General features: G+C 65.4%; 16 protein-coding genes. 4 read left to right on the forward strand and 12 right to left on the reverse strand.

Going from position 1 to position 19,364, the window contains the following annotated elements; all coding sequences use genetic code 11:
• The first annotated feature begins 5 nt into the window (after positions 1–5).
• Positions 6–1,766 (forward strand): monovalent cation:proton antiporter-2 (CPA2) family protein, encoded by a 1,761-nt coding sequence (locus FN835_RS13900; RefSeq protein WP_142663833.1) that lies wholly within the window; start codon positions 6–8, stop codon positions 1,764–1,766.
• On the opposite strand, the gene FN835_RS13905 is transcribed toward FN835_RS13900, so the two are convergent.
• Together FN835_RS13905 and FN835_RS13910 are read right to left on the reverse strand one after the other, a co-directional pair.
• On the reverse strand, positions 1,763–2,455 hold the full coding sequence (locus FN835_RS13905) for a response regulator (protein WP_142663834.1): 693 nt from the start codon (positions 2,453–2,455) through the stop codon (positions 1,763–1,765). The two genes, FN835_RS13900 and FN835_RS13905, sit on opposite strands and share 4 nt — an antisense overlap.
• Positions 2,452–3,972: a DUF4118 domain-containing protein gene (locus FN835_RS13910; RefSeq protein ID WP_142663835.1), complete on the reverse strand. Its 1,521-nt coding sequence runs from the start codon at positions 3,970–3,972 to the stop codon at positions 2,452–2,454. The genes FN835_RS13905 and FN835_RS13910 overlap by 4 nt, the downstream gene beginning before the upstream one ends.
• Before the next feature lie 150 nt (positions 3,973–4,122).
• On the opposite strand from FN835_RS13910, the gene FN835_RS13915 reads away from it, so the two are divergent.
• Positions 4,123–6,024, forward strand: a complete 1,902-nt coding sequence (locus FN835_RS13915; protein ID WP_142663836.1) for a potassium transporter Kup — start codon at positions 4,123–4,125, stop codon at positions 6,022–6,024.
• Here FN835_RS13915 and FN835_RS13920 read toward each other — a convergent pair.
• On the reverse strand, positions 6,021–7,049 hold the full coding sequence (locus FN835_RS13920) for an AbrB family transcriptional regulator (RefSeq protein WP_142663837.1): 1,029 nt from the start codon (positions 7,047–7,049) through the stop codon (positions 6,021–6,023). The two genes, FN835_RS13915 and FN835_RS13920, sit on opposite strands and share 4 nt — an antisense overlap.
• Positions 7,050–7,147: 98 nt before the next feature.
• Between FN835_RS13920 and FN835_RS13925 the strand changes: the two genes are divergently transcribed.
• Entirely contained in the window at positions 7,148–7,804 is a 657-nt protein-coding gene (locus tag FN835_RS13925; protein WP_221930429.1) for a GntR family transcriptional regulator, read from the forward strand.
• Here FN835_RS13925 and pdxR read toward each other — a convergent pair.
• A complete protein-coding gene (pdxR, locus tag FN835_RS13930; protein ID WP_142663839.1) occupies positions 7,786–9,261 on the reverse strand; it encodes a MocR-like pyridoxine biosynthesis transcription factor PdxR in 1,476 nt (491 codons plus the stop codon). The genes FN835_RS13925 and pdxR overlap by 19 nt on opposite strands.
• Before the next feature lie 32 nt (positions 9,262–9,293).
• The gene (gene tpa, locus FN835_RS13935; protein WP_142663840.1) at positions 9,294–10,655 is read right to left on the reverse strand and encodes a hypotaurine--pyruvate aminotransferase Tpa; all 1,362 of its coding nucleotides are present in this window, start codon (positions 10,653–10,655) and stop codon (positions 9,294–9,296) included.
• Positions 10,656–10,810: 155 nt separating this feature from the next.
• Here tpa and FN835_RS13940 point away from each other — a divergent pair, with 155 nt between their 5' ends.
• Positions 10,811–11,737 (forward strand): sugar-binding transcriptional regulator, encoded by a 927-nt coding sequence (locus FN835_RS13940; protein WP_142663841.1) that lies wholly within the window; start codon positions 10,811–10,813, stop codon positions 11,735–11,737.
• Here the strand turns inward: FN835_RS13940 and xylB are convergent.
• Genes xylB through FN835_RS13975 form a run of 7 tightly spaced genes read right to left on the reverse strand, consistent with a single transcriptional unit; the run spans position 11,734 to position 19,359 of the window.
• Positions 11,734–13,167 (reverse strand): xylulokinase, encoded by a 1,434-nt coding sequence (gene xylB / locus FN835_RS13945; RefSeq protein WP_142663842.1) that lies wholly within the window; start codon positions 13,165–13,167, stop codon positions 11,734–11,736. The two genes, FN835_RS13940 and xylB, sit on opposite strands and share 4 nt — an antisense overlap.
• Before the next feature lie 3 nt (positions 13,168–13,170).
• Positions 13,171–14,622, reverse strand: a complete 1,452-nt coding sequence (locus tag FN835_RS13950; protein ID WP_142663843.1) for an FGGY-family carbohydrate kinase — start codon at positions 14,620–14,622, stop codon at positions 13,171–13,173.
• A gap of 12 nt (positions 14,623–14,634) precedes the next feature.
• Complete coding sequence (locus FN835_RS13955; protein ID WP_142663844.1) at positions 14,635–15,294, reverse strand: HAD family hydrolase; 660 nt, start codon at positions 15,292–15,294, stop codon at positions 14,635–14,637.
• A gap of 4 nt (positions 15,295–15,298) precedes the next feature.
• Positions 15,299–16,762 (reverse strand): mannitol dehydrogenase family protein, encoded by a 1,464-nt coding sequence (locus FN835_RS13960; RefSeq protein ID WP_142663845.1) that lies wholly within the window; start codon positions 16,760–16,762, stop codon positions 15,299–15,301.
• A 1-nt stretch (position 16,763) separates the two neighbouring features.
• A complete protein-coding gene (locus tag FN835_RS13965; RefSeq protein ID WP_142663846.1) occupies positions 16,764–17,528 on the reverse strand; it encodes an L-iditol 2-dehydrogenase in 765 nt (254 codons plus the stop codon).
• Positions 17,525–18,523 (reverse strand): ABC transporter ATP-binding protein, encoded by a 999-nt coding sequence (locus tag FN835_RS13970; RefSeq protein WP_142663847.1) that lies wholly within the window; start codon positions 18,521–18,523, stop codon positions 17,525–17,527. Before FN835_RS13970 ends, FN835_RS13965 begins: the two co-directional genes overlap by 4 nt.
• Before the next feature lie 11 nt (positions 18,524–18,534).
• Entirely contained in the window at positions 18,535–19,359 is an 825-nt protein-coding gene (locus FN835_RS13975) for a carbohydrate ABC transporter permease (RefSeq protein WP_142663848.1), read from the reverse strand.
• Positions 19,360–19,364 lie beyond the last annotated feature (5 nt).

Below are 19,364 nucleotides of genomic sequence, written 5' to 3' on the forward strand. Positions count from 1 at the left end.
ACATCATGGCAGTGACCGAAGCAGCGGCCGGGGCCGCCCATCACGGCGGCGCAAGCATCGAAAGCGCCGTCATCCTTTTGGCTGCGGCGGTCATCGCCGTGCCGTTGTTTCGCAAGCTGGGCCTTGGCTCGGTGCTGGGCTATCTGGCGGCGGGTCTGGCGATCGGACCCTTTGGTCTGGGCCTGTTCGACGACCCGCAGTCGATCATCCATTTCGCCGAACTGGGCGTCGTGCTGTTTCTGTTCATCATCGGTCTGGAAATGCAGCCCTCGCGCCTTTGGGCCATGAGGGGAGAGATTTTCGGGCTGGGGCTGGCGCAGGTGGCGCTGGCGATCGGGGTTTTGACCTGCGTGGGTCTGGCGCTGGGTTTCTCGGTTCCGTCCAGCTTCGTGGCGGGGACGGGGTTCGTGCTGACCTCGACCGCGATCGTGATGCAGATGCTGGACGAACGCGGCCAGATGGCGCTGCCACAGGGTCGCCGCATCATCGCGATCCTGTTGCTGGAAGACCTTGCCATCGTGCCGCTTCTGGCGCTGGTCGCCTTTCTCGCCCCCGGCGGCCCCGAGGTGACGCTGGCCGAACGCCTGACCAGCGTGGGCATCGGCCTTGCCGCCATCGCCGCGCTGGTGGTGGCCGGGCGTTACCTGCTGAACCCGATGTTCGGCCTGCTGGCCCGTTTCGGCGGACGCGAGGTGATGACCGCAGCCGCCCTGCTGGTCGTGCTGGGTGCTGCCGTGCTGATGCAGGCGGGCGGGCTTTCCATGGCGATGGGCGCATTCCTTGCGGGCGTCCTGCTGTCGGAATCCACCTTTCGCCACCAGCTTGAGGCGGACATCGAACCTTTCCGCGGGTTGCTGCTGGGCCTGTTCTTCCTTGGCGTCGGCATGGCGCTGGATCTGAACATCATCGCACAGAACTGGGCACTGATCGCCATTTGCGTGCCGGCCTACATGATCCTGAAAATGGGCGTCATCTACGGCATAGCCCGCCTGTTCAAAGCCCCGCACCCCGAGGCGCTGGAGCGTGCCGTCCTGATGGCGCAGGGCGGCGAATTCGCCTTTGTGCTGTATTCGGCGGCGATGGGTGTCGGCATCATCTCGGGTCAGGACAATGCAACGCTGACGGCCATCGTCATCGTCTCGATGGTGCTGACGCCGCTGATGATCATCCTGCATGACCGCCTTGCCCCCAAGGCCAAGATCTCGCTCGAAGGGGTCGAGGAAGCGCGCGACCTGAACGCCCGCGTGCTGATGGTGGGCTTTGGCCGCATGGGGCAGATCATCAGCCAACCGCTGATCGCGCGGGGCCATTCCATCTCGATCATCGAAAAAGACCCGCAGACCATTCGCGATGCCGACGAATTCGGCTTCAAGGTGTGGTATGGCGACGGCGCGCGGCTGGACATCCTGCACGCGGCAGGGGCCGAAAACGCCAGCCTGATCATCGCGGCGGCGGGCGACAAGGACGCGGTGACGCGCATCGTCGAACTGGCCAAGCATGAATTCCCGCTGGTCCCGGTGCTGGCCCGCGCATTCGACCGCGAACACGCGCTGGAACTGGTCAGGGTGGGTGCCGATTTCCAACTGCGCGAGGTGCTGGAAAGCGCCTTTGCGATGGGCCGCGAGGCGCTGGAGCGGCTGGGCGACACCCCCGAGGAGATCGAGGAGGTCATGGCCGACATCCGTGGCCGCGATTCAAGCCGGTTCCAGATGGAATGCGTCGGCGGCATCTTTGCCGGGCGCGACCTGCTGTTGTCGAACCGCTAGGGCTGCGGTTCGGCCTGTGCCCAGCGATAACCCACGCCCGGTTCGGTCAGGATCATCGTCGGCCGGGCCGGGTCCAGTTCCAGCTTTTGCCGCAACTGCCCGATGAACACCCGCAGATAGGGCACGTCGTCCACATGGGCCGGTCCCCAGACCTGTCCCAGCAGCTTGCGATGCGTCATCACGCGCCCCGCATTCTGCGCCAAAGCTGCCAGCAGATCGAATTCCTTGGGCGTCAGGCGCAGCACCTCTCCGTCACGGCTGACCTGATGGGCGTCCAGATCAATGACCAGACCGCCCTGCGCAATCATCTCGATCCGCGCGGCGCGGCGCGGGCGCAGGCTGACGCGCAGCCGTGCCAGCAATTCACCGATGCCAAAGGGCTTGGGCACGAAATCATCGGCCCCAAGGTCCAGCGCCATGATCTTTTCCATTTCCTGATCATGCGCGGACAGGACGATCACCGGCAGATCGGACCGCAGCCGCAGCCGTTCGATCACCTCTTTGCCGTTCATGTCGGGCAAGCCCAGATCAAGAATCATCAGGTCTGGCTCATGCGCGCTGATGCTGGCCAGCGCCTCGTGTCCGTTCGCGGCCAGCACGGTATCATAGCCCGCCGCCGTCAGGGCGTGGCCAAGGAAACGCTGAATCTGCGGTTCGTCATCGACGATCAGAATGGTCTGTCGGGTCATGCCTTGTGGTCCGGGGGAATGGGCAGTCTGATTTCCACGACGGCCCCGGTCGCAATGCGCCGGGCCACGATTTCGCCCCCAAGCGCTGTGGCGATGCCCTTGCTGATCGGCAGACCCAGCCCGGTGCCCTGCGGCGGACGCGTCATGCCGTCCGAGACCAGCCATTCCGCGATGGGCGCTGGCAGGCCATTGCCGCGATCCGTGACGGACAGGACCAGCGTGCCGTCCTGCACCTCGCCCAGAACGCGGATGACGCCGGGGGCGTATTTCACCGCGTTTTCGATCAGGTTGAAGACAGCCTGTTCCAGCAGACCGGCTTCGGCCTTGATCATCGGCAGCGGCGGCATCTGCGCCTCGATCCGGGCATTGGGCCATGACCTGCGGGCGCGGTTGACGGATGCGGTGGCGGCATCGCCCGCATCCACCCACGTCATATGCACCTCCATGCCGGCTTGCAGCCGCGTCAGCTGCAAAAGCTTCTCGACATAGCGGGCCAGCCTTTCGGCCTCTTCCTCGATCGCGGCCAGCAGGTCGCCCTGGGCTGCGGGCGGCAGCGTCGCGCCCAGTTCGCGCAGGGTCGTGACCGATCCCAGAATGGTCGCCAGAGGCGTGCGCAGATCATGGGACAGCGATGCCAACAGGGCGGCGCGCATCTCCTCGCTGGTGGCGCGGCGGCGTTCGGCCTCGGCCTCGGCGGTCAGGGCGACCCGTTCCAGCGCCTGACCCGATTGACGCAGGATCACCTCGATCGCCTGCTCGCGCCAGCCGTGGTCGCGACGATCGGGGGGCAGGCGGCGGTGGCCGACGACCGGACCGCTGCGATCTTCGCGCTTGCTGCCCAAGGGGTAAAAGGTCAGGCGCGACCCGCTCCAGCCCTGCGCGGATGCGAACTCCACGCGCCCTCGGCGCAGGGCGACATCGGCCGCCTCAAGTTCGCTTGCATCGGGCAGATAGCCTTCGGGCTCGGCGGCCAGCACGTGCAGCTTTCCGTCGATCAGCCCAAGCGCCAGCGCCGGGCCATCAGCCAGGGCGTGCAGATGACGCACCGTGACCTGCGCCACCTCGGACGGGGTTTGCGCCATCGCAAGCTCGGTCGAGACTTGTGACAGCACCTCCAGCGCCGCCGCACGTCCGTTCGCCGCATCGACCTGTTCGCGCAACCGGCCCGAGATCAGGCCGATGATCGCCGCCGCCAGCAGGAACACCGCCAGCTTGATGATGTCTTCGGGCCGCGCGATGTGCAGCGTGAAATGCGGTTCGACATACATGAAGTTGAAGCCGGCCAGCGCACCGAAGGCGCTGGCGATGCCGACCCAGAACCCGAACCCCGCGGCCGAGATCAGCACCGAGGTCAGAAACAGCAGGATCGCCGCCGATTCGGGCAGCACATGCCGGGCCGATCCGACGACCACGGCCACAACGACAAGAATTGCCGCAGCCCCCGCAAAGCCCCCCAGGGTGGGCGCGGTCATCCAGCGGCGGTCATCGGACAGGCGGGGCGGATCGGAACGGTTCATGATCTGGATGTGGCGGCACAGCAGCGGCGTTGTCCACAGTATTTATAAAATCCTTACGCCATAGCGCATAATCCACATCGAAGTTTTATGCTGCTCTGCGGCAATCTGCGCGTTCTTTCCGGGGATTCGCCCGGTGTCAGGTAGGATGAAATGGCCAGTCTGGATACCCATCTGTCCGAAGCCCAGCCCAAGCGCGCCGGACTTTGGTCGCTGTCCTTGGCGGCGATCGGGGTGGTTTACGGCGATATCGGCACCTCGCCGCTTTATGCATTCCGCGAGGCGCTGCACGCGGCAGGCGCCACCCATGGCGGCGTTCTGCGCGAAGACGTGCTGGGCATCCTGTCGCTGATCGTCTGGGCGCTGGTTCTGGTCGTGACGGTGAAATACGTCCTGATCCTGCTGCGCGCCGATAACGAAGGCGAAGGCGGCACCCTGTCGCTGCTGGCGCTGGCGCAGCGCGCGATGGGGCGGCAGAACCGGCTGATCCTGTTTCTGGGGATGTTGGGCGCCGCGCTGTTTTACGGCGATGCCGCGATCACGCCCGCCGTATCGGTCCTGTCCGCCGTCGAGGGGCTGAAGCTGGTCACCACCGGGGTCGAGCCCTTCATCGAACCCATCGCCATCACCATCATCATCGCCCTGTTTCTGGTCCAGAACCGCGGAACCGAGGCGGTGGCCCGCTTTTTCGGGCCGATCACGCTGGTCTGGTTTCTGGTCATGGCCGCAGGCGGCATCCACTGGATGGCGCAGGACACCGAGGTTCTGGCGGCGCTGAACCCGATCCACGCCATGCGTTTCGTGATCGACAACGGCCAGCTTGGGCTGATCGTGCTGGGCGCGGTGTTTCTTGCCGTGACCGGGGCCGAGGCGCTTTATGCCGATATGGGCCATTTCGGCAAAAAACCCATCCAGATGGCGTGGCTCTTCGTGGCATTCCCCGCGCTTTTGCTGACCTATTTCGGGCAGGGTGCGCTGGTTCTGTCCCGCCCCGAGGCGATCGAGAACCCGTTTTACCTGCTGTTCCCGTCATGGGCGCTGCTGCCGGTCGTGGTTCTGGCGACGCTGGCCACGGTCATCGCCAGTCAGGCCGTCATCACCGGGGCGTTTTCGCTGACGCAGCAAGCCGTGCAACTGCGCATGTTGCCCCGCATGAAGATCCGCCACACTTCGGAAGAACATCACGGCCAGATCTACATGCCGGGCGTGAACCGCTGGCTGATGATTGCGGTGCTGGCGCTGGTGGTGATCTTCGGCTCGTCCTCCAGCCTTGCTTCGGCCTATGGGATCAGCGTCACCGGCACGATGGTCGTGACCGCGACCCTTGCGATGATCGTGGCGCATAAGCACTGGAAACTGCCGCTTTGGCTGTCGGTCGGGATGATGCTGCCCTTCCTTGCGCTTGATCTGGTGTTTCTTGGCGCCAACCTGATGAAGATCGCGGATGGCGGCTATGTGCCCCTTGGCATCGCCGCGATCATCCTGATCCTGATGGCAAGCTGGATAAGGGGCAGTGCCGTCGTCGCCGTCAAGGACCGCGAGGCGGAGCTGCCGCTGGACGTGCTGCTGGCGCAGATCGAGAAGTCGTCATCCATCGCCAGCGTGCCGGGAACGGCAGTGTTTCTGACCTCGACCCCGGATCTTGCCCCCGCAGCGTTGCTGCACAGCCTGAAACATTTCAAATCGCTGCATGAACAGAACGTCATCCTGACCATCACCACAGCCGAGGTGCCGCGCGTCAGCCCCGAAAACCGCGTGCAGATGCGCGAAATCAACGACCGCTTCCGTCTGGTGGAACTGTGCTATGGCTATGCCGAAGACCCGGACGTGCCGCAGGCGCTGCTGCAATGCCGCAAGCAAGGCTGGAAATTCGACATCATGGCGACCTCGTTCATCCTGTCGCGCCGGCGTATCCGCATCTCGACACGTTCGCGCGTGCCAAGCTGGCAGGGCAAGCTGTTCATCGCGCTGGCCCGCAATGCCGCCGGAGCGTCGGATTACTTCCGCATTCCGGCAGGGCGCGTGGTGGAAATCGGCACGCAGATGAACATCTAATCCTTGGGCATCATCCGCGATACGATGGGGGCCAGAACGATCACCATGACGATCCGCAGCAGGTGCAGGCTGACGATATAGGCCAGATCCGCACCTGCGATGATGGCAATGACGATCATCTCGGCCTGCCCGCCGGGCAGGAAGCCAAGGAAGGCGTCGATGGACGGCGCCAGCCCGAGCTGAAAGATGAACTCGATGAACGCCAGGCTGATCGCGGCAAGGATCAGCGAATAGATCAGGCCCGCCGTGACGTGCAGGCGCAATTCGCGCAGCGTGATCCCGGCATATTTCGCCCCCACCGCGATGCCGATGAAATATTGCGAGGCCTGGATCATCTCGGCCGGGGGGCGATGGGTGATGATGCCCGACAGCGACAGCGATGCCGTCAGGATCATCGGCCCAAGGATGGAGGCGCCGAACAGGTTCACCCGCTCGGCCAGTTTCCAGCCCGCCAGCCCACAGAACACCATCAGCGCCAGTTCATGCGGCGCGATGGACGACAGGGGCGCACCCGGCGGCTGCGACAGGTCAACGCCCCAGAACACCGTCATGATCAACGGCGCGACGGTCACGATAACCAGAACGCGCGTCGCATGGATCAGCGACAGGGCACGAACGTCGCCGCCCGCCTCTTCACCAAAGACCAGCATGTCCTGCAATCCGCCGGGCATCGCGCCATACCAGGCAGTGGCGTGGTCAAAGCCGAAGACGCGGCGAAACAGCGGGTAGCCCACGCAGGCGATCACGGCGATAAAGACCGGGACCAAGGCCAGCGACCCGGCCATCGCGGGCAGGCCCGCCAGCACCTCCGGCGTGATCGAGGCCCCAACCGCCACGCCAAGGATGGTGCGCATCGCAACACCGAATTCGCCCGCCCCCGCCAGCGGCGCGCGCGCCAGTGCGGCGAACAGGCAGGCCAGCATCGGACCCAGCAGGAAAGGCAATGGCAGCCCCAGGGCCACGAACAGCGCCGCCCCCAATGCTGCAAGGGCGAATGTCAGGCTACGGCGTCCGGTCAGGCTCATGGCGGTCCAGTTCTTGCTTGGCTGTCTTCTCATGCCTGCGGGCGAGGATGTCAAATCGCCCTCTCGACGGCATCGGCGGCAATGCCTATCTATCGGTCATGGCTGACGAAACCCTGACATCGCGCATCGCCCGTGTCCTTGCGGACCGCATCATTCAGGGCCAGCTTGCGCCCGGCGAAAAGCTGCGTCAGGACCATATCGCCGCCGAATTCGGCGCAAGCCACGTTCCCGTGCGCGAAGCCTTGCTACGCCTTGAGGCGCAGGGGCTGGCGATCAGCGAACCCCGCCGCGGGATGCGCGTCACCACCTTCGCCATCGAGGAGTTGCGCGAAGTCGCCGAAATGCGCTCGGCGCTGGAATCGCTGGCGCTGCGCCATGCTGCGCCGAACATGACACCCCGCATCCTGATGAATGCCGCCGATGCGGCGCGGGCCGTGGACGATGCCACCAGCGTGCGCGAATGGGAGGCGGCCAATCGCCGATTTCACCGTCTGATTCTTGCGCCATGCGGCATGTCGCGGCTGATGTCCACGATCGACGATCTGCACGCCGCGTCGGCCCGGTTCCTGTTCGCTGCATGGCGTTCGGACTGGGAGGCGCGGACCGACCACGATCACCGCACCATTCTGGCCGCCCTGCATCGCGGCAACACGACGCTGGCCTGCGCCACGCTGGCGCGTCACGTCGGCTGGATCGGCAAGCGCCAGATCCCGACGCAGCACGGGCTGCGCGACGCCTACGCGATCTCCGGCTGACCCTGCAATTCCGCACAGGTGGCGGCGATGCGGCGAATGCCTTCGTCGATGTCACCCGCCGCGATCGACGAATAGGCAAGGCGATAAAACCCCGCGCCGTTTTCGCGCTGGCGAAAGAACGGTCGCCCCGGCTCGATCAGCACGCCCTTGGGCTTCAACGCGGCAGCCAGCACATCGCTGTCCAGACCCGCAGGCGTGCGCAGCCAAAAGCTGGAGCCGCCAGCGCCCGCCTGTCCGCTGTCCAGCCCGTGGCGGCCCAGCGCATCCGCCGTGACGCGGCGGCGTTCGGCAAAAGCCTCGCGCATGCGGTTCAGTTGCCGGTCGTAATGACCCAGCGACAGGAAATAGGCCATGGTGCGCTGCACATGCCCCGGCGGGTGGCGCAGCATCATGCCGCGCAGCGCCCGCGCCTCGGCCACGAAAGCGGGGTCGGCGACGATATAGCCCAGCCGCAGCCCCGGAAACACCGACTTGGAAAATGAACCGACATAGATCACCGCCCCGCTGCGATCCATCGCCTTGAGCGCGGGCGAGGTCGCACCGGCAAAGCTGATTTCGAATTCGTAATCATCCTCGACCACGGCAAAGCCGCGCTCTGCGGACAGGCGCAGCAACGCCTCGCGTCGCGGGCGGGGCATGGTGCGGTTCGTCGGACATTGATGGCTGGGCGAGGTGAAGACGACCGAAACCCCCGGCGGCACCGATTGCGGCGGCAGCCCTTCCGCGTCGATGGGGACGGGCAGGACTTGGGCATCATGCGTCGCCAAAATCTCATGCGCGCCGGGATAGAAGGGTTCTTCCAGCGCGCAGACAGCGCCGCACGACAACAGGATGTCGCAGATCAGCCACAGCGCATTCTGCGCGCCAAGGGTCAGCAAAATCTCCTCGGGGCGTGCCTTGATGCCGCGTCGGGGCAGCAGGTGGCGAATGATGAAGTCGATCAGTTCCGGGTCATCGCCGTCATATTGGTCGTCTGACAGCGCGCCCAGATCGCGCCGCCCCAGCGCCCGCACCGCACATTGCCGCCATGCCGCATGGTCGATCAGCCGGTCGTCGGTCTGGCCATAGATGAAGGGATAGGGATAGCCGCGCCACCCCAGCGGCCTGTCCTTGCGCCGCGCCGCGCGGAAACGCCCGTCCAGCCGTGCGCCCCAATCAAAACCCGGCCCCGGTTCGGTCGCGGGAATCTGCTCCGGTTCCCCCACCCGGTCCGAGATGAAATAGCCCGACCGTCCCCGCGCCGTCAGATAATCCGTCGCCACAAGATCGCCATAGGACTGGCTGACGGTGATGCGTCCCACGCCCAGATGCGCGGCCAGCGCGCGGCTTGACGGCATCCTTTCACCGGGGCGCAGCCGCCCTTCGTGAACCGCCAGAACGATCTGCCGCCGCAATTGCACTTGCAGCGGCAACGGGGATGCGCGGTCGATCAGGAATGTCTCGGGCGGGATCTGCATGGCGGCCTTTGCTTTAAGGCCGCCATGATGCCTTAGCCGAACACCCGTGTCAGCGCCCCGTCGATGGCATTCGTCAGCGTGTCGATGTCATCCGCCGTCGAAATCAGCGCAGGCGACAGGCACAGCGTATTGTTCAGGCCGGGGATGGAGCGGTTGGTCGCCCCGATGATCACGCCTTGCGCCAGACAATCGGCAACGACGGCCTGCACCTTCTTTTCATCCGCCGGTTCCTTTGTCACACGATCCGCGACCAGTTCCGCACCGCAGAACAGGCCCTTGCCGCGCACGTCACCGATGACCTTGTGCTTTTCCATCAGCGCGTTCAGGTTCGCGACCGTGCGTTCACCCATCTTTACGGTGTTGGCCAGCAGGTCCTCATCCTCGATGATGCGCATGTTTTCCAGCGCCGCCGCAGGCCCCGCCGTGCAGCCGCCAAAGGTCGAAATGTCGCGGAAATAGCCCATGGGGTCGCTGGCATCGTCCTTGAACATCTCGAACACGCGTTCGGTGGTGACGGTGCAGGAAATCGCCGCATAACCCGAGGCAAGCCCCTTGGCCATCGTCACGAAATCCGGTTCGATCCCGTAATGCTGATAACCGAACCATGTGCCGGTGCGACCCAAGCCGCAGACCACTTCGTCGATATGCAGCAAGATATCGTATTTGCGGCAGATTTCCTGCACGCGCTGCCAATAGCCCTCGGGCGGGGTAATGACGCCGCCGCCTGCGGTCACCGGCTCCAGCACGATGGCACCCACGGTATCGGGGCCTTCGCGCAGGATCACTTCCTCGATCGCATCCGCGGCGCGTTCGCCATAATTCTCAACGTCCCATTGCTTGCGATATTCAAGGCAATGCGGCACGCGCACAAAGCCTTCGGGATAGGGGCCGTATTGCATCGCCCGCTGATCCTGACCGCTGGTCGCCAGCGTCCCGATGGTGGTGCCGTGATAGTCACGGTCGCGATACAGAATCTTCCATTTCTTGCCGCCATAGTGACGCGCCGCGATCTGGCGCACCATCTTGTAGACCTTCTCATTCGCCTCGGAACCCGAGTTCGAGTAATACACCCGCGTCAGCCCCGGCATCTTTTCGATCAGCCGCCGTGCGAAATTCGCACCCGGAACCGTGCCTGCCGCGCCCGCGTAATAGTTCAGCTTCAGCAGCTGGTCGCGCACGGCATTGGCGATGCTTTCGCGCCCGTAGCCCACGTTGACGGTCCAGACGCCACCCGAAACGCCGTCCAGAAACTCGCGTCCCGTGGCGTCCCAAAGCCGCATTCCCTTGCCCTCGACAAAGACGCGCGGGTCGGTCTGTTCGTATTGCTTGTGCTGGCTAAGATGGTGCCACACATGGGCTTTGTCCGCTGCAATGACCGGGCTAAGGTCGTTCATGTCGCGTCTCCGGGCGAATGGTTGATCGGGCAAGCTTACGCGTGTGGGACAATCGTCGATAGCTCCAGTTCATGCGCATTGATAAAGCCAGATCAGCCTTGCTGGACAGTGCCCCCGGAACGGCCCTAGATGACGCGAGGATAGGGAGGACGCCCATGTCGAACCAGGGTCGCAAGCTGGAACAGGCCGCGCGCGCGGCATGGCTTGCGCATGTCGCGGGCAAGACCCAGGACGAAATCGCGGGCCTGATGGGTATTTCGCGCCAGACCGCGCAGCGGCTGGTCGCACAGGCCATGGCCGAGGGGCTGGTCAAGATTCGCATCGACCACCCTTTCGCGCATTGCCTTGAACTTGCCGCCGATCTGCGCGCGCGTTGGGGGCTGCAATTTTGCGAAATCGCCCCCGCCGACGCACCCGAGGCAGGCGTGGCCCATCACACCGCCGCCACGATGGAACGCTGGCTGCGCCGCGAACCTGCGTTGACGCTGGCCCTTGGGACCGGGCGGACGTTGCGTTCCGCCGTAGGGCAGTTGCCGCATATCGACTGCCCGCAGCACCGCATCGTGTCGTTGACGGGAAACATCGCGACCGACGGCTCGACCGCCTATTACAACGTGCTGTTTTCCATGTCGGATCTGGTCACGGCCCGCAGCTATCCGCTGCCTCTGACCGTGATCGTGCCCACGGTCGAGGAACGCCGCGCCATGATGCGCCAACCCGGCATCCAGCGCGTGATCGAAATGTCGGCGCAGGCCGAAGTGGCCTTTGTCGGCATCGGCACGATGAACGAACGCGCAGCGCTGATGGAGGACGGCTTTCTGACCCGCCCCGATCTGGATGCGATGATCGCGTCGGGTGCGGTGGGCGAAATCACCGGCTGGGCCTATGACGCGCAGGGGCGGCTGATTCACGGGCTATCGAATGACCGCGTGGCATCCGCCCCCATTCCGCCGCGCGAAACCACGCTGGTGATCGGCGCGGCTTACGGGGCCGAAAAGGTGCCCGCCCTGCGCGGCGCGCTGGAAGGCGGGCTGATCGGCGGGCTTATTACCGACGCCGCAACCGGGGCGGCGCTGCTTTAGCCCCGGCTGGCGGGGTAAAGCGCGCGGAACCTTGCATGGCTTTCGGCGAAGGCCGCAACCAGCGCCGGATCGGGGGCGATCTCGCGGGCGATCTGCGGCATGGCGCAGACCTCGGACGGGGCGGCCCCGGTCGCGGCCATCAGCCCCAGCCGCGCCGCGCCGAAGGCCGCGCCGTAATCGCCACCGACCGGCAGCAGCACGGGCAGGTTCAAGGTCGTGGCAATCAGCTGCAGCCAGTAATCCGACCGCGCGCCGCCACCCAGGGCCAGCAGCGCATCCAGATCGGCCCCCGCCGCGCGCAGCGCCGTCAGGTTGTCGGCCAGCGCGAATGTCACGCCCTCCAGCACGGCCCGCGTCAGGGCGGCGCGGTCGGTCGTCGGCGTCAGCCCGGCCAGCAGCCCCTTGGCGATCGCATCGTTATGTGGCGTGCGTTCGCCTGACAGATAGGGCAGGAACATCGCCGTCCCCGGCGCTTGCAGCGTCCCAAGATCGGCGGTCAGCTCGGCGGGCTTTGCACCCAGCACCCCCGCCAGCCATTCGACCGCAGCCGAGGCCGAAAGTATCACCCCCATCTGGTGCCACGTCCCCGGCAGCGCATGGCAAAAGGCGTGAACGGCGGTATCGGGTGCGGGCAGGAAGCGGTCCGACGCTGCAAAGACCACGCCCGAGGTGCCCAGACTGACAAAGCCCTGCCCTGCCCCCACGGTCCCCGCACCGATCGCAGTCGCGGCATTGTCGCCCGCGCCGCCCGCCACGACCACGCGCCCCATACCCCATTTCGTCGCCAGTTCCGCCCGCAGATAACCCGAGGGCGCCGACCCCTCGACCAGCGCCGGCATCTGATCGCGGCGCATTCCGCCAGCGGTCAGCGCGACATCCGACCAGTCGCGGCCCGCCACGTCCAGCCAGCTTGTGCCAGATGCGTCCGACATTTCGCTGACCCGCTCGCCGGTCAGCCACAGGCGCAGATAATCCTTGGGCAGCAGCACGGTCGCCACGCGGGCGAACAGGTCGGGTTCATGCCGGGCCATCCAGACCAGCTTGGGGGCGGTGAAGCCCGGAAAGACGATATTGCCGGAAATGCGGCGCATCTCGGGCATGGCGTCCAGTTCCGCCGCCTCAAGGTGGCTGCGGGTGTCGTTCCACAGGATCGCCGGGCGCAGCACAGCGCCGCCCGCGTCCAGCGCCACCGCGCCGTGCATCTGGCCGGACAGCCCGATGCCGCGCACCGCCGCAAGATCATGGGTGCGGGCCAGCGCGGACAGCGCAGCCTCGGTCGCATGGATCCAGTCGGCGGGGGCCTGTTCGGACCAGTTCGGATGCGGACGCTGCACCGTCAGCGCCCCGGTTTCCGAGCCAAGCGCCCGCTGGCTGTCGTCGATCAGCGTGACCTTCACGCCCGAAGTGCCAAGGTCGATGCCCAGATACATGGCCTAATCCTTTGTCATGTTTAAGATTTCGTCGCGCTGCTGCTGCATCCGCAGGAAAACCGCCCAATCGCGACCACGCCGCGCCTGCCCTTGCGGGTCGGGCGCGGTGACGGTGGCCGGACGCGCAAAGCGGTCGCGGGCGGCACGCAGCCCCCCGGCACGGGGCGCGGCGGCGGCAATGGCCGTGCCGCGCAGCACCGCATCGTCGGGTTGCCAGTGGATCTCGGCCCCGGTCGCATCGGCATAAAGCTGGCGCATCAGGGCCGTGCGCGCCTGTCCACCCGCCATGCCCAGCCGCGCGGGCGTCAGGCCCATATGGTCGATGACCTGCCGCGTGCCCAAGGCGATGCCCACCGCCGCGCGCCAGTACAGCGCATCCATCGCCGCCTGCCCGCGATCCAGCCCCATGCCATGCACCACGCCGCGCATCAGCGGATCGGCAAAGGGCGCGCGGTTGCCCTTGAAATCGGGCAGGACATGCAGCCCCGCCCCCGGTTCTGGCATCCGGGCAAGACGCGCGGTGATCTGGTCATGGGTCTGCGCATCGGGATATTGCCGCCGCACCCATTCCAGCAGCGCGCCTGTCGCGGATTGCCCGGCTTCGGTCACCGCCTCGTCGGGCAGGATCGCGCCGGGATAGGGCCCCCACAGCGCGGGACCGACAGGCACGTCCAGCGCCATGATGCAATTCGACGTGCCCGCGATCAGCGCGGGCATCCCCGGCGCAGCACCAAGCGCGCCCGCAAAAGCGTCGATCATCCCCGAGGCGACCACGCAACTGCGGGTCAGGCCCAATTCCGCAGCAGCAGGTTCCGTCAGCGGACCGATGGCCGCGCCGGTCAGCAGGACGGGTTCGGCATGGGGAAAATCGGCGATGCCCAGCCGCGTCAGCAAATCCTCGGCCCAGCCGCCCTGATCGGGCAGCCATGGCCATTTTGCCGCCGCCGCGCAATGCGACCGCGTGGCGATGCCGGTCGCGCGAAAGGCCAGATGGTCGCCCAGATCGCGGATGCCGCGCAGGTTGGCCCAGATGTCCGGGCGGTGCCGCCTTAGCCAGATCAGACGCGGCGTCTGCATCTCGGGCGAGACGGCGCCGCCTGCCCTCGACACCACCTCATGGGCAATGTCTGAAAGCTCTGCCGCCTCGGCCACGGCGCGATGGTCGTGCCAAGCGATCACGTCGGGCGCAAATCCGGGCGCGTCCACCACCAGCGAACAGGTCGCGTCGAATGCCAACGCGCCGATACGCTCGGGCGCGGTGCCGGCCTGCTGACGCGCCTCGGCCAATGCGTCCGATACCGCCTGCCAGATTTCGGCAAAGACGAAACCCGCCTGCCCGTCCGACGCGTGTCGCGTGTCGAAGCCCCGGCTGGTCCGCGCGACAAGCTGCCCGTCCGGCGTGAACAAACCCGCACGCGCGCGGGCCGAGCCCACATCAACTGCAGCGATCAGCAAGACGTCTCTCCCTCAGGCCAGTTCGGCCAAAGTGTTGGGCAAAACGTCGGCATGTTCAATCAGCGCGTCGGGTTTCAGTTCAACCAGACGCTGCGCAAGGCGCGCAGGTGCGGCATGGCTGCCACCCAGAAAGCCCACGACGCGCATCCCCGCAGCCTTGGCGGCCATGATCCCGGCGGGGCTGTCCTCGATGACCACGCAATCTTCGGCGGCAAGGCCCAGACGCGCGGCGGCCAGCAAAAACAGGTCGGGCGCCGGCTTGCCGTTCTGCACCATGGTCGCGGAATAGACGTGTTCGCCAAAGAATGGCGCCAGCCCGGTGATGCCAAGTGAAAGCGCCAGCCGCTCGGGCGTCGAGGAGGAGGCGACCGCCTTGGGTCCGGCAAGCTGCGCCAATGCCCCGGCCATGCCGGGAATGGGCTGCAATTCGCGCTGGAAGCGGCTGGCAAGGCTTTCGGCATAACCGGGCATGGCGGGGGCAAGGTCGATCGCCAATTCGCGCGAGGCCGCATCGACGATATAGCGGACCGAGCGGCCCAGATAATCGTCATAGACCCGCGCCTGATCGACCGGCGCCCCTAGACCGCGCATGACTGTCGCAAGTTCGGCAGCAGCCAGCGGTTCGCTGTCCACCAGAACCCCGTCACAGTCGAAGATAAGCCCGCGCGGCAATGGCTTACCCCTTCAGATAGGCGGTCAACGTCGCCGCCGTGCCGTCCTGCCACAGCATCCCCAGCCATTTGGCGAAGGGCTGGGCGAAACGCGGATCGGCCCCGGTGACGCCATAGATGTCGGCCATGCCCAGCCATGCGCCGGGGTCGGCCTTGGCAGCGTTCGCCGCAGCGGTCAGGCGGTCCCAATTCGGATCGTTAGGCTCAATCACCGCGCCGCTATCGGTCACGCCCGCGCAGTAGCGGCACCACAGCGCCGATTCCAGCGCCAGACCGTCCACCGAAAGCCCCTGCGCCAGACGGTCGTTGATCGTCGGCACGATGAATTTCGGCTGCCGGTTCGAGCCGTCAAGGCACAGCCGCCGGATCGTGTCGCCAATCTTGGGATTGGCGCAGCGTTCCGCGACCTTGGCGTAATAGGCGTTCAGGTCGGTGCCGGGCACCGGCGGCACGGCAGGGATGATCTCATCGGCCTCAAGCTTGTCCAGGAAAGCGCGGACCAGCGGATTTTCCATCCCCTCATGCACGAAATGGATGTCCATCAGCCCCGAGGGATAGGCGATGACCGCATGGCCGCCGTTCAGGATGCGGATCTTCATCAGCTCCCACGGGGTGACATCGGCGACGAATTCGACGCCGACCTCCTCAAGCGCGGGGCGGCCTTCGGGGAAGTTGTCCTCAAGCACCCACTGGATGAAATCCTCGGCAAAGACCGGGCAATCGTCGGCAATGCCGAAATCGTCGCGGATCATGGCGCGTTCGCGGTCGCTGGTCGCGGGGGTGATGCGGTCGACCATGCCGTTCGGGAAGGCGACGTTGGCAGCGATCCAGTCGGCCAGTTCCGGGTCCGAGAGGCGCGCGGTTTCCACCACCGCCTCGCGCGTGACAACGCCGTTATGGGGGATGTTGTCACAGCACATGACGGTAAAGGGGGGCGTGCCTTCGGCACGGCGCGCTTTCAAACCGGCGACCAGCATCCCGAAAACGGTCTTGGGCGCATCGGGGTTCGCGCCATCCGCCGCAATCGCCGGATGGGTCGGATCGAAATGGCCGGTATTTGCGTCGATGAAATAGCCGCCTTCGGTGATGGTCAGGCTGGCGATTTTCGTGGCCGGATCGGCCAGTTGCCCCACGATGGCCGCGGCATCGGCGGCGGGCAGATAGTCGATCATCGCGCCGATGACGCGGGGCTCGGACGCTTCGGCCGATTGTTCGACCACGGTGTAAAGGTTGTCCTGCGCCGCCAGCGCTTCACGCATCCGCGCGTCCGAGGGCATGACGCCCGCACCGATGATGGCGAAGTCATGGCCCTGGCCCAGGTTCATCAGCCGGTCCAGATAAACCGCCTGATGGGCGCGGTGGAAATTGCCCAGGCCGAAATGCACGATCCCGCCGGTCAGGGCGGCGCGGTCATAGCCGGGCTTGGCTGCGATCTGGGAAAGGTTCGCGTCGTTCAGTCGAATGGTCATGTCAGCTCATCCAGTTTCCGCCATCGACGTTATACGTCTGGGCGACGATGTAATCGGCGTCAGTCGAGGCAAGGAACACGGCCATGCCGGTCAGATCCTGCGCAGTGCCCATGCGGCCAAAGGGGACGGCTTCGCCGACCTCACGCTTTTTCTGACCGCGCGGCTTTCCTTCATAGGCGGCGAATTTCGCGTCCACGCCGTCCCAATGTTCGCCGTCCACCACGCCGGGGGCGATGGCGTTGACGTTGATGCCATGGGAAATCAGGTTCAGCCCCGCTGATTGGGTCAGGCTGATGACGGCGGCCTTGGTGGCGCAATAAACGCCGACCAAAGCCTCGCCGCGACGACCCGCCTGCGACGCCATGTTGATGATCTTGCCCCGCCGCCCGGTGTCGATCATATGGCGGGCGACGGCCTGCATGGTGAACAGCGCGCCCCCCACATTGATCGCGAAAAGCGTGTCGTAGCTGTCGCGGGTGATTTCCGTGATTGGGGCCAGATCGAACAGGGCTGCGTTGTTGATCAGAATGTCGATGCCGCCCATCAGGCGCACCGCCTCGGCCACGCCCGCGTCGATGCTGTCCTGTTTCGTCACGTCCATGACGACGGGATGCGCGCCGATTTCCGCAGCCGTCGCCTTGACCGCCGCCGCGTTGATGTCTGCAATCGCGACGGTGGCGCCTTCGCGGATATACGCCTCGGCAAAGGCGCGGCCGATGCCGCGCGCAGCACCCGTGATCAGGGCAGTTTTGCCTTCCAGCCTCATAGAGCCAAGCCTTTTTCGTCGAAGCGATAGACCCGCCCGTCCTGCGGGGTCAGGTAGATGCGATCGCCGTGATCGACGGGGAATTCGCCCTTGGCGCGGACCACAACCTGCGTGCCGCCGTCCAGATGCACATGCAGGAACGTGTCCGAACCCAGATGTTCCGCCACGCCGACCGTGCCCGCGACCAGACCTTCGGTCTTGGACAGATCGAAATGTTCGGGGCGGACGCCGATGGCGTGGGCGCCCATGGCCCGCGCGGTCTCGCCTTCCAGAAAGTTCATATTGGGGCTGCCGATGAAGCCCGCGACGAAGCGGTTGGCGGGGTTGCGGTAAAGCTCCAGCGGGGAACCCACCTGTTCGATCAGGCCGGCGCGCAGGACGACGATCTTGTCGGCCATGGTCATGGCTTCCACCTGATCGTGGGTGACATAGATCATCGTGGTCGCAAGCTTCTTGTGCAGCTCGCTGATCTCGACCCGCATGTTCACGCGCAGCGCCGCGTCAAGGTTCGACAGCGGTTCGTCGAACAGGAACGCCGAAGGTTCGCGCACGATGGCGCGGCCAATGGCCACGCGCTGGCGCTGGCCGCCCGACAGCTGGCCGGGGCGGCGGTCCAAGTAGTCTGTCAGGTTCAGGATGCCCGCCGCATGCTTGACCTTGGCTTCCTGCTGGGCCGCGTCCATGCCCGCCATCTTCAGCGGAAACGCGATGTTCTTCCTGACCGACATATGCGGGTAAAGCGCATATGACTGGAATACCATCGCCAGCTTGCGCTTGGCGGGGGCGGCGTCGGTCATGTCCTGCCCGTCGATGACGATCTGCCCCGAGGTCACGTCCTCAAGCCCCGCGATCAGCCGCAGCAGCGTGGACTTGCCGCAGCCCGAAGGCCCGACGAAGACGACGAATTCGCCATCGTTGATTTCCAGATCGACGCCGGGAATGACCTCGACATCGCCGAAGGTCTTGCGGACCTGTTTCAGTGTGATGCTGCCCATCATTCCCCCCCTTATTTCACGGCGCCGAAGGTCAAGCCGCGCACGAGTTGCTTTTGGCTGAACCAGCCCAGAACCAGAATGGGCGCGATAGCCATGACCGACGCCGCCGAAAGTTTCGCCCAGAACAGCCCCTGCGGGCTGGAGAAGGACGCGATGAAGGCCGACAAGGGCGCCGCATTCGTCGTCGTCAGCTGGATGGTCCAGAACGCTTCGTTCCACGCCAAGATGACGTTCAAAAGCAGCGTGGATGCGATGCCCGGCACCGCCATCGGCGTCAGCACATACAGGATTTCATTACGCAGGGATGCGCCGTCCATCCGTGCCGCTTCCAGAATCTCGCCGGGAATTTCGCGGAAATAGGTGTAAAGCATCCAGACCACGATCGGCAGGTTGATCAGCATCAAAAGGACCGTCAGCCCGATGCGCGTGTCCATAAGCCCGGTGCGCAGAAAGATCAGATAGATCGGCACCAGCACGGCCACCGCAGGCATCATCTTGGTGGACAGCATCCACATCAGGATGTCCTTGGTCCGCTTGGTCGGCGAAAACGCCATGGCCCAAGCGGCGGGGATCGCCACCACCAAGGCCAGCAGGGTCGAACCCAGCGACAGGATCACCGAATTGGTGAAGGGCCGCCAATAGCTGTTCTGGCTTTGCACCGCCTCGAAGCTGGACAGTGTGAAGGACGGGATCAGGTCGAAGCCCGCGATCGCCTCCTGTTCAGTCTTGAGGCTGGTGATGATGGTGTAAAGGATCGGGAAAAAGATCAGCAGGGCGACGAACCATGCGGCGATGGTCCATCCGATCCGGCTGCGTTGAGTGGTTGCGCGTGCCATGTTTC

The sequence above is a fragment of the Paracoccus laeviglucosivorans genome (assembly GCF_900182695.1).
Classification (GTDB): Bacteria; Pseudomonadota; Alphaproteobacteria; order Rhodobacterales; family Rhodobacteraceae; genus Paracoccus; species Paracoccus laeviglucosivorans.